Origin of the sequence: Fulvivirga sp. M361 (genome assembly GCF_007097395.1) — a bacterium.
Taxonomy (GTDB): Bacteria; Bacteroidota; Bacteroidia; order Cytophagales; family Cyclobacteriaceae; genus Fulvivirga.
This window is the reverse complement of sequence record NZ_VKDC01000001.1, coordinates 163681-184189: the sequence shown is the minus strand read 5'-3', so window position 1 is coordinate 184189 and position 20509 is coordinate 163681. Positions and strand designations below refer to the sequence as shown.

Genomic DNA, 20509 nt, shown 5'->3' with positions numbered 1-20509 from the left:
TTTTACCTGTACCATGAAGCTTTTCAAACTCGCAGTACTTAACCTTTTCTTTTTCCTGGTCACCCAAGATGTATACGGTCAGGAGGGCTATTTTCCCGGACATATTGTTACGCTTGAAGGAGACACACTATCCGGTCAGGTGATGGATCGAAAATCACCTCCTTTCAGCAGGATCTACGAAAAGATAAAATTTGTCGATGCCCGGGGGAAACGAAAAAAGTATAAACCCACACAAATAGCAGCGTATAGGGTAGAGGACAGGTTTTTTGAAAGTGTATGGGTGGAACAAACTACCCGAGGGTTTTCCAGTTTTTATCAAATACGCCCCGGTGTTGGTGAGAAAATTTTTTTAAAAGTAGTCACGAAAGGAACGCTGACGCATTATCAATTGGAATTTCAGGAACAGGGAACGGAAGATGTGGATGATATCGATTTTTTCAAAAGAAAGGATGACGACTACATGGTGCGTGCCACACAAGGGTTGTTAGGCCTGAAAAGAAAGAAGTTAATAGAATATTTCAATGATTGCCCCTCGCTACAATCCAAAATTCAAACCAAAGCCTTCAAATATCCAGGACCTGTGGTTGATTACTACAATACAACATGTTCAGAATAATCAATTAATAGCTTTCCTAAATCCCGGACCTTTTACAAATCTTCCGGGTTTGGCATTTGTATGCTGTCCGTTCTTAAGGACCTGAACGCCATTGACAAATACATGTAAAACCCCTTCAGCATACTGATGAGGAGCTTCAAAGGTGGCCACGTCATTCACTCTTTCAGGATCGAAAATGACTATATCTGCGAAATAACCTGTTTGCAGGCGTCCTCTTTTTTTGATTTTGAGATTTTCAGCAGGGAGCGAGGTCAGTCGTCTTATGCCTTCTTCGAGGGGAAAGAGCTTCATGTCTCTCGAATATTTCCCCAATACCCGTACAAATGATCCATAGGCCCTTGGGTGTGTACTTTGCTTCAGGAAGATACCATCTGCTGTCATGCTTCCCGCATCTGAGCAAAAACTCATCCAGGGCCGGACAATTTTTTTTGCAATGTTTTCATCAGACATAGAAAAGTAGACCACCTGTATCCTGCTGTCATCTTCTACAATAAGATCAATCATCGTTTCTTCTGCCGACTTGCCCAATTTCTGTGCTATTTCAGATAATCTTTTCCCTGCATGGACCCTTAGATCAGGGTTTTTAAAACCGACTAATAAGATCTTATCGGGACTATGCTGAAATTCAATGTCACTTAAGATCCTCTCGCGTAAGCCGACATTGGCAAGTCGCTCGATGGTTGCTTCTACACCTCCTTCCCGTACCCAGGCCGGAAGTTGAACGTGTAGCCCGGTAGAGCTGGCCGGATAAGTGTACATATCTGCTGTAATGGACAATCCTTCTGAGCGGGCATTTTTGATCATGGAAAGAACCGAATCCATTTTCCACCAGTTATTCTCTCCGGATGCCTTCAAGTGATAAATTTCAGCAGGAAGATTGGCTTTGCGGCTTATGGTTATGAGCTCCCTGATGGATTCGAATAGTTCATCTCCTTCGCTTCTAATGTGAGAGATGTACATGCCATCATAGTCAGAGGCCACTTTTGCCAACTCGATCAGTTCCGTTGTACTGGCCGAACTGCTGGGCGCATAGAGTAACGAAGAGGAGATACCTACTGCGCCTTCTTTCATGCTTGCTGCCAGCAATTCCTTCATTTGTTCTATTTCTGCGTCCGTAGCTACTCTATCTTCATATCCTATGACATGTTGTCTGAGTGTGCCATTTCCTACAAAAGAAGTAACGTTAGTGGATACTCCACGATTTTCTAAATAACTTAAATACTCCCCCAGGGTGGTCCATTCTATGTCATATTTAATGTCTCCCTGGTTTTCCCTGGCTTCCTGTTTCATCCGGTTATTCCATGGTCCCATAGAACGTCCCTCGCCCATTACCTCCAGGGTTACTCCCTGACGGATATCACTTTGAGAACAGCCATCTTCAATCAGTGAGACATTGGCCCAGCTTAACATGTTTATAAAACCAGGAGCCACGGCCAGGCCTCTTGCATCTATCTCTGCTTTTGCCCGTTCTGCGGATAGATCACCAATAGCAGAAATGGTATCTGCGTTCACTCCAATGTCGCCTGTTACAGGAGTATTTCCGGAACCATCATAGATGGTCCCGTTTCGAAGAATAAGATCATACTTTACGGATTCTGCACAGGAGAGTATAACCATGGACAGAGCAATCAAGGAAATTTTTTTCATAGACCCGGCTTTTAAGCAATATAGTGGTTTGCTTTGATATATGACGTTTGAGCCTGTTGACTTTTAGTGATGGTTATGACACAGTATTGGCCACCGCTTGATACTTACTGCTTATCTTATTACCTGGTTAACCGTTATGCTCATTGTAAATGATTGAAAAAAAGACAATGTAAACATGTTTATTAAGGCATAGTATGTCAAGTGTCGCCAAAAAACCTTATTCCACTGAAAGATGTATAAACAAAGCCGGCCCGAAAGGTAAGGCAAATGGGTTTTCCTTTGTACGAACTACCTGACCCTCTCCATCAAGCCCCGCATTCCGGTCGAACAGATCATTTGTAAAGGCAATGGAATTATCTGCCGGTTTGAAATCACACAAATTCTTCACAAAGCCTTTATTTTAAATTAATGATATAATAATCCCATCACCTTTTATTTGCGGTTCTATTTAGCGTTTGTCTTTTCAATTTTGACATGACTGATCCATTACCCATATTTCAAACTATATCATTTCAACTATCAACGTGAATTATATGAGATCTCTTTCTTTCCTTATCATGGCCATTTTCCTTTGGAAATGTGCCCCAACGGATAAAACCGAATTACCCTCACTTCCGGAGGACGGCATTGCCGATTTCTATGATGCTTCGTTAATGCCATTCTATCATGGGGTGGCATCCGGTGACCCGTTGGCGGATGCAGTGATCATCTGGACAAGGATAACGCCTAAAGATTCACTGAAAAGTATTGATGTGACCTGGGAGATTGCTGAATCGGATGATTTTCAAACAGTATTACAGTCCGGAATTTTCACGACAGATGCGTCGCGGGATTATACTGTAAAAGTAGATGTCAAAGATTTAAAGGCGAATACTAATTATTACTACAGGTTTAAAGGGCTTGATAATACTTCTTCCACCGGCCGTACACGTACAGCGCCTGATGACACTATCGATAATTTGAAGTTTGGGATTGTAAGCTGTAGCAATTACGAATGGGGTTACTTTAATGCTTATGGGCGAATTGCTGAACGTGAGGACCTTCATGCCGTGTTGCACTTAGGTGATTATATTTATGAATACGGACCGGGAAAATATGGGGATACTACCATACAACGTATCAACTATCCTGCACATGAGATCATCACGTTGCAGGATTATCGCTTGCGTTATTCTCAATACCGCCTGGATAAAGACTTGAGAACAGTACATGAGCGACACCCTTTTATCACTATTTGGGATGATCACGAAATTGCCAATAACTCATATACTGAGGGCGCTCAAAACCACCAACCGGATGAAGGTGACTATATGACCCGGAAAGAGGCTGCCAGGAAGGCATATTATGAATGGCTGCCGGTACGTGAAACAAAACCGCAAAACCTGTACCGTCAGTTTTCTTATGGATCGCTGGCAGACCTGATCATGCTGGATGAACGTTTAGCGGGAAGGACCATGCCTGCCGATAGTCTCAATGACCCCTCCCTGAAGGATAGTACACGCAGTATGTTGGGGGTAACACAGTTGGAATGGTTTGAAGATAAACTGAAGAACTCCCGGGCTACGTGGAAAATAATTGGTAACCAGGTAATCTATTCTTATTTAAACTGGGGGCACCGCAGCTTTAACATCAACCTTGATTCGTGGGACGGATACCCTGTAGAGCAGCGGAAGATTGCCGATATTATTCAGAAAAATGAGATTAATAATGTCGTTTTTGTAACGGGTGATACGCATTCATCCTGGGCATTTGAAGTAGCTATCGACCCATTTAAGGAATACAATCCTTCTACAGGTGAAGGGGCCTTTGCAGTTGAATTTGGAACTACCAGCGTTAATTCTGCTAACAGTAATGAACGTTTTCACACAGATTCGGTACGTGTACATGAAGGTAAAATTGTCAATAGTCCGATTAACCCACATTTGAAATATGCTAACCTACGGGACCATGGTTACCTCGTACTAACCCTTACGGCTGATGATGCACGGGCTGATTGGTATTATGTCAATACCAATCGCGAGCCTTCCGATGAGGAATCGTTAGGAAAGTCGATTTCTGTGAAAAAGGACCAGGTTCGACTCAACTTTATCGACTAGATCAGTTTTCTCTGATTTTAAGAGTAACTCAGGTTACATGCTTAGCAATAACCAATAATCTTAGGTGGTTATCATAAGGTTTAAGTAAGTTAGCATGCACTCTTTTCAGTTTGAAAACTATGAAGACGGGTAACCTGGTATTGTTTGCTATACCTGCAGTCATTTGGGGTTCCACATGGTATGTGATCACTTTTCAGCTCGGTGAAGTGGATCCATTACTTTCGGTTTGCTATCGCTTTGCGTTTGCAGGTGTGATACTACTGATTTATAGCAAGGTAAGAGGGTTAAAACTGAGCTTTACGCCAGGCCAGCATGTGTTTATGGCTATGCAGGGAGCTTTATTGTTTGGAGGTAACTACTGGTTGGTGTATATCTCAGAGTCTTATATTACCAGTGGGTTAGTGGCCATTGCTTTCTCTACGCTGATATTCATGAATATCCTTTTTAACTTTCTTTTTCTTGGAAACCCGGTCAATAGAAAACTGATTTTGGGGGCTTTATTGGGAGTTTCCGGTACAATTATTATATTTCACCAGGAGTTGTCCACCCTCAGTTTCGAAGATGATGTATTTAAAGGGTTGGTTTTTTGTACCATTGGAGTGGTTCTGGCATCCCTTGGCAATATCACATCTGCTTTTAATCAGAAGCAAAACCTTCCGGTCATCCAGACCAATGCCTACGGGATGCTTTATGGAGGCACTTTAATGTTCCTGATAGCCCTTGTATCCAATAAACCACTGGTTATTGATACGTCATTGCCTTACCTTGCTTCTCTTGCTTATTTGACAATTTTCGGATCAATAATTGCTTTTAGCACTTACCTGACACTGGTAGGAAGAATAGGTGCTGATAAGGCCGCATATGTGATCGTGTCACTACCTGTAATTGCTATTGTTATTTCTGCTATTTTTGAAGACTTCAACGTCACGTTGTATACGTTAACAGGAATGTTACTCATTGTATTGGGTAACGGAATGGCGCTCCGGAAATAGCCGGGTTTTGCTTACCGGCTTAGCATTTTCAACTCCTGATGTACATAACAGTAAGCCCAACTTTCTCCGGGTTCAGCGGAAATAACTACCGGATGGTCGTGATTTGCAGCATGTTTTGAAGCGTGCTTATTGGGTGACGAATCACAGCACAATGTAGTGCCACAAGCCTGACAAGTTCTAAGGTGTACCCAGCGGTCGCCCGTTTTTACACATTCATCGCATTGGTACTTAGCCGGGGCTTTGAATTCCAGGCTTTCCAGGTGTTCACAGTTTTTTTGTTTGAGCATGATAGATCAATGATTATTGGAGGTTTTAAAATGTCATCAGTTTTCTGCCAGGTATTCATGAACCAGTTTAATGGCCATGGCACCTTCACCTACGGCAGAGGCCACACGGTTCATAGCACCGGCACGTACATCACCTGCGGCGAAGATACCGGGACTGCAGGTTTCCAATAAAAAGGGTTCTCGCTCCAGCTTCCATATTTTTTTAAAATCATGGTATTTATTTAATCCGTTACCTGTTTCTATAAATCCCTTCTTATCTTTTATAATATTGAGTTGCAGCCAATCTGTATAGGGTTTGGCTCCAATGAAAATAAGTAAAGCGCCTGCTTCCACAGTACGATCTTCCTTCTTCTGAATGTCTTTGAGTACCAGCTGTTGCAACCTGTCTTTTCCTATGGCCTTAGCCACCTCGGTATAGCCAAGTACATGAATGTTCTCAGTCCCGTTGATTTGGTCTATGAGGTATTGTGACATACTGGAGCTCAGGTCAGGCTTCCTGATGAGGATATATACATTACGTGCGAAGTTAGAAAGGTACATGGCAGCTTGCCCCGCAGAGTTACCCCCTCCTACGATATATACCTCTTCATTACGGCATGCATTTGCCTCTGTATTGGCAGCGCCGTAGTAAACTCCGGCGCCTGTAAAATCGTCTACACCCTCGGCCTCCAGCTTCCTGTAATCCACACCTGTGGTGATCACAACGCTTTTGGCATTTACCTCATTGCCATCTACTAACTGAAGTATTTTGTAGTTATCCTGGAGTTTTATATTCACTACCTCCTGTGGCGACAGAAATTCTATTCCGAAACGTGTGGCTTGTGTGATGGCCCTTCTTGAAAGTTCAGCACCACTAAGGCCTTTTGGAAAGCCCAGGTAGTTTTCTATGCGTGAGCTTGTCCCTGCTTGTCCTCCCGGCGCGCGTTTCTCAATTAAAAGTGTATTCAGCCCTTCTGATCCCCCATAAACGCCCCCTGCTAATCCTGCCGGGCCTGCTCCGATGATAGCAACGTCATACATCTTTTGCTGAGCGATCGCTATCATGCCCACATTTTGCGCTACTTCCGGTAGTTCCGGGTTTATAAGCTTACTACCGTCATTGAAAAAAACAGCAGGAAGGTCTTTATGATCGATACCGTTCAATTCCAGTAGTTCATTACCATTACCATTAGTTTCCACATCCATCCATTGATAGGGGATCAAATTACCGGAAAGAAAGTCTTTAATAGTGTGTGATTTTGGCGACCACTGATAGCCTACGATCCTGATCCCATCAAATTCCGGACGGAAAGAGCTTTGCCACTCTTCCAGTTGATCATTCAGCGCCGGATATAATCGTTCTTCAGGCGGGTCCCAAGGTTTCATGAGGTAATAATCCAGTTGTACCTCATTAATGGCCCGGATAGCAGCGTCAGTGTCTGAATAGGCTGTTAACAGCACACGTTTGGCTCCCGGATAAATTGCCCTGGCCTTTTCCAGGAATTCCACCCCTAACATTTCAGGCATGCGTTGATCGCTTAAAAATAAAGCCACCGCCTCCCCTTTATTTTTCAGCTCTTTAAGTGATTCCAGCGCTTCATTAGCAGATTCAGTAGCCAGGATACGATATTCTTTTTTATAAGCGTCACGTAGATCACGTACTACAGCACGTAACACGGCAGGGTCGTCATCTACGGCAAATATGATTGGTTTTTTCATTGATTTTCTTTCATTAAACTATTGAATAGGTAAACAAACCTGAAACTCTGTACGGCCCGGCTCAGAAATTACTTTCACGGAACCATTGTGTTGTCCAACGATCTGATGGACCACATCAAGTCCCAGTCCGGTGCCTTTACCGATGGGTTTGGTAGTAAAGAAAGGGTCAAAGATCTTATCTATTTCTTCTGCAGAGATCCCTTTTCCGCTGTCGATAATATTGACAAGGACGAATTTTCCATCTCTTAAGGTTTGAAGGGTCAGTTTTTTATCTTTTGATGATTCCATAGCATCTATGGCATTATCGATCAGGTTAGTCCAGACCTGGTTTATTTCACTCACAAAAACGGCCACCTCAGGCACCTGGCCAAATTCCGGGATAACTTCAATGTTTCCTTTATTGATTTTATGTTTTAACATGGTGAGTGTATTGTTGATGCCCGTGTGAATGTCGGTAGGCTTTTTTTCCGGGGCCTGGTCCATATGTGTGTAGCTTTTTACCGAACGTACCAGGTCGTTGATCCTTTGTGAAGCATCTTCTATTTCGTTCACCAGTTTCTCTGTGGTAAGTACCTGGTACAGCCAGTTGATAACGGGTACCAGGTCTTCATCTCGAAGGCTTTCTTTTACGTACTCGAAATCTTCTACATTAAAACCAAAGTCCACAAAATTGTCGACGATCTCATATCCATCGTCAAATCCATTTTCTTCCAGCCATTCCGCCAACTCATCTTCTTTCGCCGACCTTTCCATTAAAGGAAGCAGGACCATCCCATTTTTGGCCTTGTCAAACACTATTTTATTTACAGCGTCAATGGTTTCATCTTCCGTGCGTATTTTGATCACGCTTTTGAAATTTTCAGGAAGGAAAGAAAGATGTTTTTTTAACGATTGTGCACTTCGTACTACGGCGGCTGAAGGATTGTTCAATTCATGTGCTAATCCCGCTGAGAGCTTTCCCAGGGCCATCATTTTATCGTTCTGTTGCTGTCGCTTGGTAAAATGTCTGATCCTGGAACTCATTATATGCACCAGGGCGGTGGTCAGTTCCTCATGCTCATGGATCATAGTTTTGAAATGCGGACGATGTAATACCATGATACACGATGTTTCATTGGCTTCAGCATACCCTGAGGCTTCTTTCGCCCTGGAATAAGGCAGGTATCCCGTAATCGTATTTTTCTTTATAGTATCTATTAACCGGAACTGATCGTTTTGCTTGCTTTTTAAGGCAAAACTACCTTCCAGAAGTATGTACATCTTATCGATGGGGTCCCCTGGCTTGAAAAGATAATCCCCAGGCGCTAACGTGACAACTTCACATTGATCTACCAGCCACTGTAACTGATTCAATGGAACAGTGTTCAGTTCCGGTATGGCTTGCAGCGTATGTGAGGATGGTGTGGACATCTAGTAAAATTAAGAATAATCAGATGCCCTGAAAATAATATTCCGACCTGAGCCGGAATATTTATTTAGCCTGAAAAACTTGAAAGGGTTTTGGGGTTTCGTAGCAAACTGGCTACCCAAACCAGCACTAGGATAATGGATGGCATCAGGTAATTCTGGATGCCTTCCCCGCCTAATTCTTCCGTTCCGGCAGCGGCTGACATATGCGAGGCTATGGCGCCACCCATATAGGCTGTGACTAACAAAGTACCTAATGACTGAGTTCGAGGGATAAGAAAAAGTACTGCGGAGATCACTTCACCTATTGCTATCAGAGTAGTTTCTGATGCTGTAAAGCCAAAATGTTCCATCATGGGGCTTGCCTGACCCATAAATTTGCCCATTGCACTGAAAAGTAGCAAAGCGCCGAGCAGACCCGAAAGTACCCAGCCGATGATCTTTTTGGTTTTTTCTGTCATAACAATGTGTCTTTAGTTGGATATCTAAGGTATAAATAAATGTTTAAACATGTAATGTGTGGTATCATTATTGATACCATTTATTCTCTAAAACATAACCAGGGAATGAAAGGGAAATCAAAGTCTTTTTTGTACTTTCGTTCCGTAAGAATTGTCCTATGCTCAAAAACATCCTTGTTTTATTGTCTATCGGCTTATGGATCAATCAATCACACGCCCAGGTGGTGGGAAAGTTATTTCCGGATATGGAAGTGGAAAATGTTGAGGACGCTGCTATTTCTCTTCCGGGTGATACCAAAGGTAAGTTTACATTACTAGGTCTGGCGTATTCTAAAAAGTCCGAAGGAGACCTGAATACCTGGTTTAGTCCTGTATTTAATAAGTTCATTCAGTCCAGCGACGGGATTTTTGGTGGCTTTGGGTACGATGTTAATGTCTATTTCATTCCTATGTTCACCGGAGTGAATTCTGCGGCTACCGGTACGGCAAAAAGAAAAGCTGCTAAGAACATTGATGCACGTTTGCTGCCATATATACTTTTTTATAAGGGTAAGCTAAAGCCTTATAAGGACGCTTTGGCATTTTCAAAGAAAGACGTCCCATATTTTTTTGTATTAGATGATCAAGGTAAAATCGTCTTTGCCACATCTGGCGCTTACAGTGAAAAAAAAATGGATGAGATAGAAGAAGTGCTTGAGTAAGTAGCCCTTTTTTTCACCTTTTCACTAGTACAGAGGTAATTAACATATATTACTAGCTTCACAAGCCTTTTAGTAAAATACTGTAATAGATTTCGTTGCCTGGCGAAAACTCATTGTTAATTACCTAATATACAGCAAGTTATTCTGCTGCCACCACTCTATTTTACTGGTCTCCAACTTAAAATCATATAATCCTATGAAAATTATGAATTTGTTGAATTTTATATTGAAATCATTAAATAATGCAAATTTTTATCAAAAAAGTTTTGAATTTAAGCAATCAGATTCCTAAGTTAGTTGTGTAATTAATCATAAATAAATCTTACAAGTTATGTTAAACAACTCACAACAAAAACCTTCTGAAAGCAAAATCAAGAAAGATCTTATTGAAAATCTGATCAGTAAAAATCAAGTTTTGAATGAAAAAGCAGCGGTTCATTGCGAAGGTTGTGTCTCCGTAGTATTTCCTTAAGGTGAGTTTCTTGCCTAATAAGTGAATAAGATATTATATCAGTAAGACCTGATCTTTGAGGGTTCATATTTCCAAAGCTCAGGGCTATAAGAAATAAATAAGAGTCATCTCGACTCCAGGGATGGCTCTTTCATTTAACGTATTAAAATCATGACGATTAGCGAAAAGCGTCTTATAAACGCACTTGATTGCGAAGATGAGGCACTGATCATTGAAGGGTTTATGGAACGTTATGACGTTTCCCATGATGAGGCCGTAGATCTTTTTAATGAAACAAAAAAGTGGCTATGGCTGGCTTCTAAAGCGGAAGAACTTGAAAACCCTCTGTTCATAGATCGGCCACTCATCATTATCGATGAAATGTGGCATACTTTTATACTTCATACAAGGCAGTATTATAAATTCTGTTCAGATCATTTCAAAAGACTGATCCATCATCAACCTACGGCGCCTAAAGTAAAAAAATCACAACACCAACGCATGCTTACCGAACCGGTAAAAGTGATGAAAGAACATGAAGCTAAATTAAAAAGTCAGTATAGTGCTATTTATGACCATCTGGGTGCTGAAACTCTTGTAAAATGGTACGACACTTTTGCTTCTAAATACAATCCTGATTATATCAATTCAATAAAAAAATACTAGGTTACAGTAACTACCGGCCAACAATATTTAGTTTTTTTATTTCACAGCTAATCTTATTTTAGACCTTACCAATGCAATTGGACTGCTTGCTGTGTTTTGAATTGAATGTTTCCAAGACTATCTTTAGTTATCATAGTATTTTCTTCTTTCACGCCGCTTTTGGCGCAGAAATCCGGTCGATATTTTATTAACAATTTCAAGCGATCTGATTATACCGCTTCTCTCTCAAACTTCAGTTTGGCACAAAGCCAGGATGGCTTAATCTACATTGCGAATTACAGTGGGGTATTAGAATATGACGGACTTAATTGGAGGCATATTCCTATCGCGTCTAATTCAAATGTTTTATCACTTGCTATTTCAGAAAGTAATAAGATCTATGTAGGTGGTAAAAGGGATTTTGGCCACTTGACCCCGGATCTTAGCGGTGATCTTCATTACGTTTCCCTAAAAAATAAAATTCCTGTAGAGGTTAATTTTAATGTCATCAGGTTCATTTTATGTGCTTCGAGCGGGGTCTATTTTTTTTCAAAGGAAGCTATTTTCAAGCTGGATGAGGAGCATGAAGTATTTGAGGTATGGCGACCTGAAAATAACAATTTTAATTATGCACCTTTCGAAGTGGGAGGTGACATATATTGCTTTTTAAAAGGTAATGACCTTGTAAAACTCGCAGAAAACGGACTCCTCGAAAAAGTAAATCACCTGAATGTAAAAGATCTGTCCGCTGTGACATTTGTTGATCCGGTAGATGAAAATCAGACCATCATAGGTACATTAAAAGAAGGGTTTTATGAATTTGATGAAGATAGTGTGTACCCTATGCCCGGCTCGATAAATGAATATCTGTCTAAGAGCCTATTATTTGCAGGGTATAAAACTGAAGCTAATAAGTATGTTTTTGGCTCCCTGGGCAGTGGTATTATTCTGACAGGGTCTGACCTCAATGTAGAATTTGTGATCGATAGATCGCGGGGACTGCAGAGTAACCATGTAAGAGATTTAATGTTCGACCATCAGGAGCAGCTGTGGGTAGCCATGCAGGAAGGTATAGCCACCATTGATCTTTACTCCCCCTGGCTTTTTTGGGGTCAGGATCAAGGCGTTGAAGGTACCGTCTGGGATGTGGTGAGGTTTGATAATACGGTATATATTGCAACTACCGAGGGCCTTTTTTATAAAAAGGATGGGATTTTTCAGAAAATAGAGGGGATTAATGGCAAAGTATGGACACTTATTACGGTTGATTCCAAAGGACATAATAATATCCTTCTTGCAGGAGGTAATGAAGGTCTTTTTTATATCTCGGAAAGTAAGTTGGTCAAAATATCGAATTTCCCAAATGTGTCTAAACTGGCCATATCAAATAATAATGATGAAATTATTGTGGGTCATCTGGATGGTTTGAGCATCATCAATTTAAGCAGTGATGGCTTTGACCGACATGATTTGCTAAAAAGCCCGAACAATACGTTTCGCAGTATTTATCAAGATAAAAATGAAACGATCTGGGCGGCATCTAAATTTTTGGGCGTTTACCGGGTTGAACCGGACCCCTCATCAAAAGTACCTGTAAAACTCTATGACGAGAAAGCCGGTCTTCCTGACCTAAGTGAGATCAATATCTTTGAATACCATGACCAATTACTATTTACCACAGGTTCAGGCATCTACAGTTTAATTAAAGATGTAAATGATACTTTGACTTTTGAAAAAAACGGAACTTTCATTGCGTCAGAACATAAAATTATGTCCATTACCGGTGATTCAAAAGGAGATTATTTTCTTTCTTATCTTGATAATGAAAGAAATGAGCGGGTTGAGAAGTATTACTATGGTGAGGAAGGTAAATATGTGCGGGAAAGCACTCCTTTCAATCGTTTACCGGATATGGAAGTGATGACTGTCTATGCTGAAGGGGATAGCCTTGTATGGATAGCAGGAACAGAAGGCTTATTCCGCTTTGATCAGCGCATAAAAAGGGATTATCATCAGCCTTTCAATACATTGATAAGGCGGGTCAGCACGGTTGATTCGGTTCTTTTTAACGGTGCTACGGCAGTGTCATCTGACAAGAATCAAATACCTTCTATTGCTGCCCGACAGCCTCACGGCTTTAGACTAAAGTTAGATTATGAGTTGAACGATATTAGTTTCGAGTATTCGGCTACCAGCTATATAACACAGGAAAAAAACGAATTTAGCTACTATCTTGACAATAATGATGGTGACTGGTCTACCTGGTCAAAAGAGTATAAGAAGGAATACAGTAATCTGCCTGCTGGTGATTATACTTTTTATGTCAAGTCGAGGAATATATATAACCGGGAGGGGAAGCAAGCCTTTTATGCCTTTACTATTTTACCACCATGGTATCAGACCAGTTGGGCATATTCCGTTATAAGTGTTTTAGTAGGCTTATTTATTTGGTTCATAGCACTAGGGTATTCTTACCGCATACGAATGCAGAAACAGAAATTAAAGCTTATTGTGGCGGACAGAACATTTGAGGTAATGTCACAAAAGAAGGAAATAGAAAAGCAAAATGATCTGCTTAAGATACGTCATGAAGAGATCACCAGTCAAAAAGAGGACATTGAGTCTAAAAATAATCTACTCAATAAATCCCAGGAAAAAATTCTGAGCATTAACAAAAAACTCACAGAGCTCAACTACTCATTGGAGAAAGAGGTAGAGAACAGGACTTCTCGCATCAAATCTACCATGGAAAAGTTGAAGCAGATCAACAGCGAACTTGATATGTTCATTTACCGCGCTTCTCATGACCTTAAAGGACCTATCAACCGGATACATGGATTGACTGCCCTGGCTAAACTTGAATCGTTGGATGGGAATAATGAAAAATACTTTAGTCTGATAGAGGAAACGACACTTGAAATGGAGACCCTGCTTTCTAAACTTATGCAGGTCCATGATATTATTAATACACATGCTAACCGGGAAGAGGTAGATCTTATAGCACTTATTCACAATACCTGTGAGTCATTAAAGTTTTTGGATAGAGAGGGAGAAACGATTTATTCTTTTGATTTGGATAAGAATAGTTTACTGATCTCAGATACTTATCTGCTTACTATCATAATTAAGAACTTACTGGACAACGCACTAACTTTTCGTAAGAAATTAAGCAACGAGAAACATGAGATCAAGGTCTCTACAAAGTATAAAAAGAACAGCATTGAGGTCAAGATATTTGATAACGGAATAGGAATTGATCCCAGGTATTCAAAGCGTGTATACGAAATGTTTTTCCGGGCTTCAGATCTGTCAAAAGGAAATGGACTTGGGTTGTATCTTGTAAAATTAGCCAGCGAAAAACTGGGTGTTCAGATTGAATTTGAATCAGAAAAAGGGGTTTATACTGAATTTACAGTAAGTATTCCTTACGACGAATATTAGTGGATAAAGTCCTTTCTTCCGGCAACACGCAAAAACCGCTTCTTTAGTATTCCAATGTCAACCTTTTAAACAGGCACATCATCTCATGACACCTCCTTAAACTTATCAACCTTATCCGAAAACGGCAAAAACGACGGCATTTGACTGCCTGTGAGTGCAAGACTGATCTCGGTAATGGCTTATATAGGCCCTGTATGATCTTATTTATCAGGAGTCACCTATTGTTTTCAATTTATTAGCGAACACACGTTTCACTTTATCCACCTTCGGTTTTACCACAAATTGACAGTAAGGCTGACCACCATTTAAGTTAAAATAATTCTGATGGTGTTCTTCAGCCTTGTAAAAGACTTCCAAAGGTGATATCTCCGTAACAATAGGAGAATCAAAGGTGCCGGATACATCCAGTTCTTGTTTGAAGCTTTCCGTCAGTTTTTTTTGCTCCTCATTATGATAGAAGATCGCTGAACGATATTGTGTGCCCACATCTGCACCCTGACGATTTAATGTGGTAGGGTCATGACTGGACCAGAAAATTTCCAACAACTCTGTATAGTTTACCTTTTCGGGGTCAAAGCTTATCTGGGCCACTTCTGCATGTCCGGTACGACCTCCGCACACTTCACGGTAGGTCGGATCTTTCACTTTACCACCGGTATAACCCGAAACTACTTTTGATACTCCACTGATCTGCTGAAAAACAGCTTCTACACACCAAAAACAACCTGCCCCAAACGTTGCTAATTCTGTCATCTCTTTCTTTTTAATTTAAAAACCCTGCAGCGCTCATTTAGTTCACCGGATGATGGCAAGCATATGCTCATTGGTAAAATAAGTTGAATCTATTTGCTAACAGGTATTTCGACTTTAAATTCTGCTCCCATTCCGTAATCAGAGGCCACTTCTATTTTCCCGTTTAACCTGTTCAGGGTTTCTTTAACAATGTATAAACCTAATCCGGACCCTGATATGTTTTCATCAGCCCTGTAAAACATCTCGAAGATCTTTTCCTGACGATCTTTAGGGATTCCCTGTCCATGATCTTTTACCACAATTTTTAGCACGTCATTTTCTACAGCCGCCTTAACATGTATCTTCTTTATTCCCTTACCTAAACGCCCATACCGGATCGCATTGCTGAGCAGGTTTCTCGCGATTATCTTTAGCCGTATAGGGTCAGTTTTAATCCTTAGGCCCTTTACAATTTCTATTTCTCTTTCCAGGTCCTCTACACCTTGCATATATTTCAGGTCTTCGAATATTTCACACACCACCTCCCTCAGATCAATTTCTTCAGGTTTTATGTCCATCCGTGCATTGCGTGAGTAATCAATGATATCGTTAATAAACTGGTCCAGCCTGGCGATAGACCGCTGCATCATGCCGTAATATTGATATCGGACCTCTTGTTCGTTTTCTTTCTTCACCAGGTCTATCAATCCCAGAACAGATGCCAACGGCGCTTTCAAGTCATGCGATGCGCTGTAAACAAAACTATCCAATTCACGATTTACCTTTTTTAAGACCTTGTTTTGCTCTACCAGCTTTTTCTGGGCCTGGGTACGTTTGGTAATATCTTTAGCAAAAAAGGAGATGCCCGTTATTTCGCCACCGTCCTTAATAGGATATACATGTATTTCATAATAATTATTTTCATGGCCTACCTGGTAAGAGTCTTGATAGACTGCTTTTTCCCCTTTTAGGGCATTTGAATACCGGCATTCCCAGAGCACACGCGTAGCTTCATCAGGTATATGTTCCGGGAGGTTCATTCCAACTTCTAATTCTATCCCATAGGCGAGTTTCCATTCTTCTTTGAAGATGAGATTAAAATCAATTAAAAAATAGTTCTTGTCCAGTAGCCAAATGGAGTTGTCAGAGTTATCAAGGATAGATCGCAGGTTGATCTCTTTCTTTTCAATATCACGTGTACGTTCTGTTACTTTTAACTCCAGTTCCTGGTTCTTTTTTTCAATAGTTTCGTGCTTCTCTTTTTCCCTGTCCATGTAAGTCAGAAATGATTTATACACTCTCATTCCTAAACCATAAGACAGTACGATTATGCACCCTATGAACCCAAAATGAATGGAATATTTAGGAATAGGTCCATAGGGTATTACACGTTGTATGCTCAAAATGAAAATGGTAATAAATATTGCGTATACTGCATAAGCAGCTACAAAATATTGAGCCTGGGGTACTTTTCTTTTTAGTGCGATTAAACTACAATGGATGGTGATCAAGAGCACAGCCATACCAATTAAACTTAGTACAAAATAAGCCTGTTGAAGATCTGCTATCAACAATATAACCATAATGGCTATAATGGTATATACGCTCCAATGAAGGAACTTATGGTAACGCATTGACCAGGTGGAAACTTGCAAAAAATCTAGCATAAACAGTAGGCCGAGTATATTCACAAGCGCTGCGGTAAATGCATCCTGGTAACCGTTGGTCCAATCCACCAAAAAATAAAGATACTGTGGGGTGAAGCCGTCTGCTGCTCCCGTAAAAACAGCGATTAACGATACATAGATGGCGCTTAGCAAGAAGATTCGAAGACGACTCGAAATGAACAAGAGAAGGTTATAAATAAAGATCATTAGTAAGGCGCCATAATATAAACCTAAAGCCGTACGTTCAGTCGTATTCCGTTCCAGTGCAATGTTGTCATCAATAAGTTGTGCCGAAACGGTCATGTAGTTGGGCGAAGATATTTTAAAAATACATACGGAGCGTACTCCTGGCTTCAGGTGAAGTAAGAGGTTATTCCTATTGCCCCGGATGTCTTTTTCATAAGGATGGATGCCTGCCCCGGTGATAGACCTTTTATGACCTCCGTTAGGCCAACGCTGGAATAGTTCAATAGTGTGAATAGAGGGGTCGTAGAAATCAATTAAAACACTTTCGGGACGAGGCAGATGGCTTTGATAACGCAGCCTTAGCCAGACATGGGCTTTAGTGAGTGGAAGCCGTAGCCCTTCTTCACTTATTTTTTTAAAAGCACTATCGCTAAGAGACAGAACATCTGAGTGAGTCAAAGACCTATCTTCATCAATCAGGTAACTCAAATACGAGTTAATATTTTGACCTTTATGTAATGACCTTATAGACAGTGTTTTACCTTGACCAAAAAGTATGGCCGGTATAAACGCAACTACAAACAAAAAGTATGACCTCATAACTTCATTTAGTCCCCAAAAGCTATCCCTATGTTTTTTGCCGCGTGCACCAGGAAAGAATCTGTAGCCACATAATTGTAGCTGGACGTTGCTGCCTCGAGGGAAACGGTCGTTATTTCATTATTAAGATAAGAAACCATTTTACCATACTCTTTATTGAGTATCATTTCAAAAGCCTTGACACCAAAAAGCGTGGCAAGTACCCTGTCAGAAGCTACCGGTGTTCCTCCGCGCTGTGTATGGCCTAGTACAGTCTCTCTGATATCCGCTTTACAGCCCGCTGCCTTAAGCTGTTCGGACAGTTGGTAAGCCACACCCCCCAGTCTTACGTGTTCATAACCGGTCTCATCACTTTCTTTGCTTACTATCTTGGTGTTCAAAGATTTAGCCCCCTCGGCTATGACGATATTGGCAAAACCCTTACCTTTTTCATATCGTTGGTTTATATGTTTTACCACTTTATTGATGTCGTACGGTATTTCAGGGATAAGACAAACCTCTGCTCCACCGGCTATTGCCGTGTGCAGTGCTATCCAGCCGGCGTCACGGCCCATTACTTCCATGATCATTACACGATGATGGCTTTCACCGGTAGTGACTAATTTATCAAAGCTATCCGTAGCTATTTGTACCGCAGTCCTGAAGCCAAACGTGTAATTCGTAGCGGAAAGGTCGTTGTCAATTGTTTTGGGAACACCCACAATATTTAATCCCTGATCAAATAATTTTTGAGAGATCCGTTGTGAGCCGTCTCCGCCTATGCTGATTACCGCTTCTATTCCAAGATCCTGGATTTTCTCGATGAGCTCATCAGACCGGTCAATGATAGTTACAGATCCGTCTTCATTTTTCATCGGGAAGTCAAAAGGATTGCCCTTGTTGGTGGTCTTTAAGATGGTCCCGCCTTTTACATGTATACCTGCTGTAGACCGGTTACTCAGTTTCTTGATTTCCATAGGGTCACGCAATATCCCATTGAATGCCTCCATGCTGCCTACCACCTGCCAGTCTTTTTCCTGCTTCGCTCTTTTTACTATACCACGAATGACAGCATTCAGTCCAGGACAATCCCCGCCTCCGGTGAGTACCAATACCTTTTTTTTCATTATTTGTGAGGTTACGTTATCAAGTTTTGTTCAAAGATATTTTATGTTGTCCATTACTACGCTCTGTAGGCATGTAAGATTACATGCATATCTGAATACTATAAATAAAGGATATTTGTCAGCCTTTAAAAAGGATAAAAATCAGTTTTTTACTTGACCGCCTTTCAGGTCGCACCTGATTGTAAACGAGTAGCTTGCCATTAAAAACGTCCTATGAGTTTACATATCGGAGCGAAAAAGGGAGAGATAGCAAAAACCGTTTTACTGAGTGGTGATCCGTTGCGCGCGCAACATGTGGCGGAAAACATGCTTATGGATAGTCAGACATATTCTACTATTCGTAACATGCTGGGTTTTACAGGTTACTATAATGGGAGGAAAGTGTCCGTTCAGGGCAGTGGTATGGGCCAGCCTTCACTGGCTATTTACCTTCATGAATTAATACATGACTACGGAGTGAAAACCGTCATTCGCATAGGTACCTGTGGTGCAATGAATGAAAGCATAGGTTTGGGAGATATTATCATGGCTATGGGGGCTTCTACGGACAGTAATATGAATCGCATACTTTTCAATGGCCTGGATTACGCTCCTACTGCTGACTTCGGGCTTTTACAAAAGGCATGTCAAAAAGCAAAGGAACTGGATGTTCCAGTGACAGTAGGGGATGTATTCAGCACAGATCTTTTCTATTTTAAGAACGATCCTGTAAGATGGAAACCATGGATTGATCATCAGATACTTTGTACAGACATGGAAACATCCACATTATACACCATGGCAGCTGGTGCAGGAGTAAAGGCTATGAGCATTTTAACCGTAAGTGACCATATCATTTCCAGGGTATTCAGCAGCACGGAAGAGCGGGAAAGATATTTTACTGATATGGTAAAAATTGCGCTCGAGATTGTTGAGTGATAAATGCGCTGTTACCTCTGCGCTATAGGTGTGATCACATTTTGAAAGCTGTTTTGAATGATCGTCCTATAGGGAAAAAACGATCTCCTAACTGAACATCTTCATAATTATAAGAGAGGATATGATCTTTATTCACTATGAATGACTTATGTATTCTTATAAAGCTTTCAGGCAAAAAGCTTACGGCTTCCTTAAGGCTGATATAGCTTATTATCTTACGGTCTTCCAGAACGAATGTCACATAGTTTCCCAACCCTTCGATATACATTATATCTTTAGCACTCACCCTGTAAGTTCTTTTTTCAGCTTTTATTTCAACCATTTCGTGCCTGGAAGCCTTTAATTCATGTAATAGGGTTTTATTCTTATCTTTTTCTTGTAGCCATAACAGGCCCACCTTCACTGCGGAGACAAAGAGTGTAGTGGAATTAATGAGTATAACAGATCTGAGGATCATAGGCAGATCAAAAAGTGTCCTGGTATCCAGGGTAAAAAAACCTTCATAAAAAAAGTAAGTAAAAAGCCGCTGTAATATGCCGCAGGCCATCAGCATAATGACATAACCGATTAAAAATAGCCTGAACTCTTTGTTTTCCAGGTATTTTGGGATCAACACATAGATGGAAAAATACACGGCAAGTATCCTTACAGGAAGAAGTACAAATTCCAGGAAGTACGATGGCAGGTAAGCCCCTTCCTTTGCCCATATGAATCCAAAGAGCAGGTAGTAAACTAACCAGAAAGAGATATGCGTTGTAATTCGAGACCCAAATAGATAGTAGTCCTTCATAATTACTAAAATACGAAAATAGCTTTTTGCGGATATACTGTTTTTTACATGGGTACAACTGTAGTTGA

17 protein-coding genes are annotated in these 20509 nt (G+C 40.9%); 7 read left to right on the top strand and 10 right to left on the bottom strand.

The window, feature by feature from the left end; all coding sequences use genetic code 11:
* The first annotated feature begins 13 nt into the window (after positions 1-13).
* Entirely contained in the window at positions 14-616 is a 603-nt protein-coding gene (locus FNH22_RS00745; protein WP_143396374.1) for a hypothetical protein, read from the top strand.
* Here the strand turns inward: FNH22_RS00745 and FNH22_RS00740 are convergent, their stop codons facing one another.
* Both FNH22_RS00740 and FNH22_RS31915 read right to left on the bottom strand, forming a co-directional pair.
* Positions 617-2263, bottom strand: a complete 1647-nt coding sequence (locus FNH22_RS00740) for an amidohydrolase family protein (protein WP_143396373.1) — start codon at positions 2261-2263, stop codon at positions 617-619.
* Between the two features lie 217 nt (positions 2264-2480).
* The gene (locus FNH22_RS31915) at positions 2481-2651 is read right to left on the bottom strand and encodes a hypothetical protein (protein ID WP_185154020.1); all 171 of its coding nucleotides are present in this window, start codon (positions 2649-2651) and stop codon (positions 2481-2483) included.
* A 145-nt stretch (positions 2652-2796) separates the two neighbouring features.
* Between FNH22_RS31915 and FNH22_RS00735 the strand changes: the two genes are divergently transcribed.
* Entirely contained in the window at positions 2797-4359 is a 1563-nt protein-coding gene (locus FNH22_RS00735; RefSeq protein WP_143396372.1) for an alkaline phosphatase, read from the top strand.
* A gap of 119 nt (positions 4360-4478) precedes the next feature.
* Positions 4479-5351, top strand: coding sequence for a DMT family transporter (locus FNH22_RS00730; RefSeq protein ID WP_143396371.1), 873 nt, complete (start codon positions 4479-4481; stop codon positions 5349-5351).
* Positions 5352-5362: 11 nt separating this feature from the next.
* Here FNH22_RS00730 and FNH22_RS00725 read toward each other — a convergent pair whose 3' ends face one another.
* The 4 genes from FNH22_RS00725 to FNH22_RS00710 form a co-directional block, all read right to left on the bottom strand.
* Entirely contained in the window at positions 5363-5638 is a 276-nt protein-coding gene (locus tag FNH22_RS00725) for a UBP-type zinc finger domain-containing protein (protein ID WP_143396370.1), read from the bottom strand.
* A 36-nt stretch (positions 5639-5674) separates the two neighbouring features.
* Entirely contained in the window at positions 5675-7336 is a 1662-nt protein-coding gene (locus tag FNH22_RS00720; RefSeq protein WP_143396369.1) for a response regulator, read from the bottom strand.
* A gap of 18 nt (positions 7337-7354) precedes the next feature.
* Entirely contained in the window at positions 7355-8746 is a 1392-nt protein-coding gene (locus tag FNH22_RS00715) for an ATP-binding protein (RefSeq protein ID WP_143396368.1), read from the bottom strand.
* A gap of 65 nt (positions 8747-8811) precedes the next feature.
* Positions 8812-9204, bottom strand: coding sequence for a DoxX family protein (locus FNH22_RS00710; protein ID WP_143396367.1), 393 nt, complete (start codon positions 9202-9204; stop codon positions 8812-8814).
* 158 nt (positions 9205-9362) lie between these two features.
* On the opposite strand from FNH22_RS00710, the gene FNH22_RS00705 reads away from it, so the two are divergent.
* From FNH22_RS00705 to FNH22_RS00695, 3 genes are all read left to right on the top strand, one after another.
* Positions 9363-9905, top strand: a complete 543-nt coding sequence (locus FNH22_RS00705) for a hypothetical protein (protein ID WP_143396366.1) — start codon at positions 9363-9365, stop codon at positions 9903-9905.
* 622 nt (positions 9906-10527) lie between these two features.
* A complete protein-coding gene (locus tag FNH22_RS00700) occupies positions 10528-11022 on the top strand; it encodes a hypothetical protein (RefSeq protein ID WP_143396365.1) in 495 nt (164 codons plus the stop codon).
* A gap of 105 nt (positions 11023-11127) precedes the next feature.
* A complete protein-coding gene (locus FNH22_RS00695) occupies positions 11128-14442 on the top strand; it encodes an ATP-binding protein (protein ID WP_143396364.1) in 3315 nt (1104 codons plus the stop codon).
* A gap of 207 nt (positions 14443-14649) precedes the next feature.
* Here FNH22_RS00695 and msrA read toward each other — a convergent pair whose 3' ends face one another.
* The 3 genes from msrA to FNH22_RS00680 form a co-directional block, all read right to left on the bottom strand.
* A complete protein-coding gene (gene msrA, locus FNH22_RS00690) occupies positions 14650-15195 on the bottom strand; it encodes a peptide-methionine (S)-S-oxide reductase MsrA (RefSeq protein ID WP_143396363.1) in 546 nt (181 codons plus the stop codon).
* Positions 15196-15284: 89 nt separating this feature from the next.
* Positions 15285-17627 carry a 7TM diverse intracellular signaling domain-containing protein gene (locus FNH22_RS00685; protein WP_143396362.1) on the bottom strand — a complete coding sequence of 781 codons (2343 nt, stop codon included), beginning with the start codon at positions 17625-17627 and terminating at the stop codon, positions 15285-15287.
* A gap of 8 nt (positions 17628-17635) precedes the next feature.
* On the bottom strand, positions 17636-18733 hold the full coding sequence (locus tag FNH22_RS00680) for a 6-phosphofructokinase (RefSeq protein WP_143396361.1): 1098 nt from the start codon (positions 18731-18733) through the stop codon (positions 17636-17638).
* 213 nt (positions 18734-18946) lie between these two features.
* Between FNH22_RS00680 and deoD the strand changes: the two genes are divergently transcribed.
* On the top strand, positions 18947-19651 hold the full coding sequence (deoD, locus tag FNH22_RS00675; protein ID WP_143396360.1) for a purine-nucleoside phosphorylase: 705 nt from the start codon (positions 18947-18949) through the stop codon (positions 19649-19651).
* 34 nt (positions 19652-19685) lie between these two features.
* On the opposite strand, the gene FNH22_RS00670 is transcribed toward deoD, so the two are convergent.
* On the bottom strand, positions 19686-20441 hold the full coding sequence (locus FNH22_RS00670; RefSeq protein WP_143396359.1) for a LytTR family DNA-binding domain-containing protein: 756 nt from the start codon (positions 20439-20441) through the stop codon (positions 19686-19688).
* Between the last annotated feature and the right edge of the window lie 68 nt (positions 20442-20509).

Excerpts from the sequence above, each read along its gene's own strand:
- FNH22_RS00680 (WP_143396361.1), bottom strand. The coding sequence starts at position 18,733 with ATGAAAAAAAAGGTATTGGTACTCACCGGAGGCGGGGATTGTCCTGGA.
- FNH22_RS00725 (WP_143396370.1), bottom strand. The coding sequence starts at position 5,638 with ATGCTCAAACAAAAAAACTGTGAACACCTGGAAAGCCTGGAATTCAAA.
- FNH22_RS00735 (WP_143396372.1), top strand. The coding sequence starts at position 2,797 with ATGAGATCTCTTTCTTTCCTTATCATGGCCATTTTCCTTTGGAAATGT.
- FNH22_RS00715 (WP_143396368.1), bottom strand. The coding sequence starts at position 8,746 with ATGTCCACACCATCCTCACATACGCTGCAAGCCATACCGGAACTGAAC.
- FNH22_RS00730 (WP_143396371.1), top strand. The coding sequence starts at position 4,479 with ATGAAGACGGGTAACCTGGTATTGTTTGCTATACCTGCAGTCATTTGG.
- FNH22_RS00720 (WP_143396369.1), bottom strand. The coding sequence starts at position 7,336 with ATGAAAAAACCAATCATATTTGCCGTAGATGACGACCCTGCCGTGTTA.
- FNH22_RS00705 (WP_143396366.1), top strand. The coding sequence starts at position 9,363 with ATGCTCAAAAACATCCTTGTTTTATTGTCTATCGGCTTATGGATCAAT.
- FNH22_RS00740 (WP_143396373.1), bottom strand. The coding sequence starts at position 2,263 with ATGAAAAAAATTTCCTTGATTGCTCTGTCCATGGTTATACTCTCCTGT.
- FNH22_RS00685 (WP_143396362.1), bottom strand. The coding sequence starts at position 17,627 with ATGAGGTCATACTTTTTGTTTGTAGTTGCGTTTATACCGGCCATACTT.
- FNH22_RS00710 (WP_143396367.1), bottom strand. The coding sequence starts at position 9,204 with ATGACAGAAAAAACCAAAAAGATCATCGGCTGGGTACTTTCGGGTCTG.
- deoD (WP_143396360.1), top strand. The coding sequence starts at position 18,947 with ATGAGTTTACATATCGGAGCGAAAAAGGGAGAGATAGCAAAAACCGTT.
- msrA (WP_143396363.1), bottom strand. The coding sequence starts at position 15,195 with ATGACAGAATTAGCAACGTTTGGGGCAGGTTGTTTTTGGTGTGTAGAA.
- FNH22_RS00745 (WP_143396374.1), top strand. The coding sequence starts at position 14 with ATGAAGCTTTTCAAACTCGCAGTACTTAACCTTTTCTTTTTCCTGGTC.
- FNH22_RS00695 (WP_143396364.1), top strand. The coding sequence starts at position 11,128 with ATGTTTCCAAGACTATCTTTAGTTATCATAGTATTTTCTTCTTTCACG.
- FNH22_RS00670 (WP_143396359.1), bottom strand. The coding sequence starts at position 20,441 with ATGAAGGACTACTATCTATTTGGGTCTCGAATTACAACGCATATCTCT.
- FNH22_RS00700 (WP_143396365.1), top strand. The coding sequence starts at position 10,528 with ATGACGATTAGCGAAAAGCGTCTTATAAACGCACTTGATTGCGAAGAT.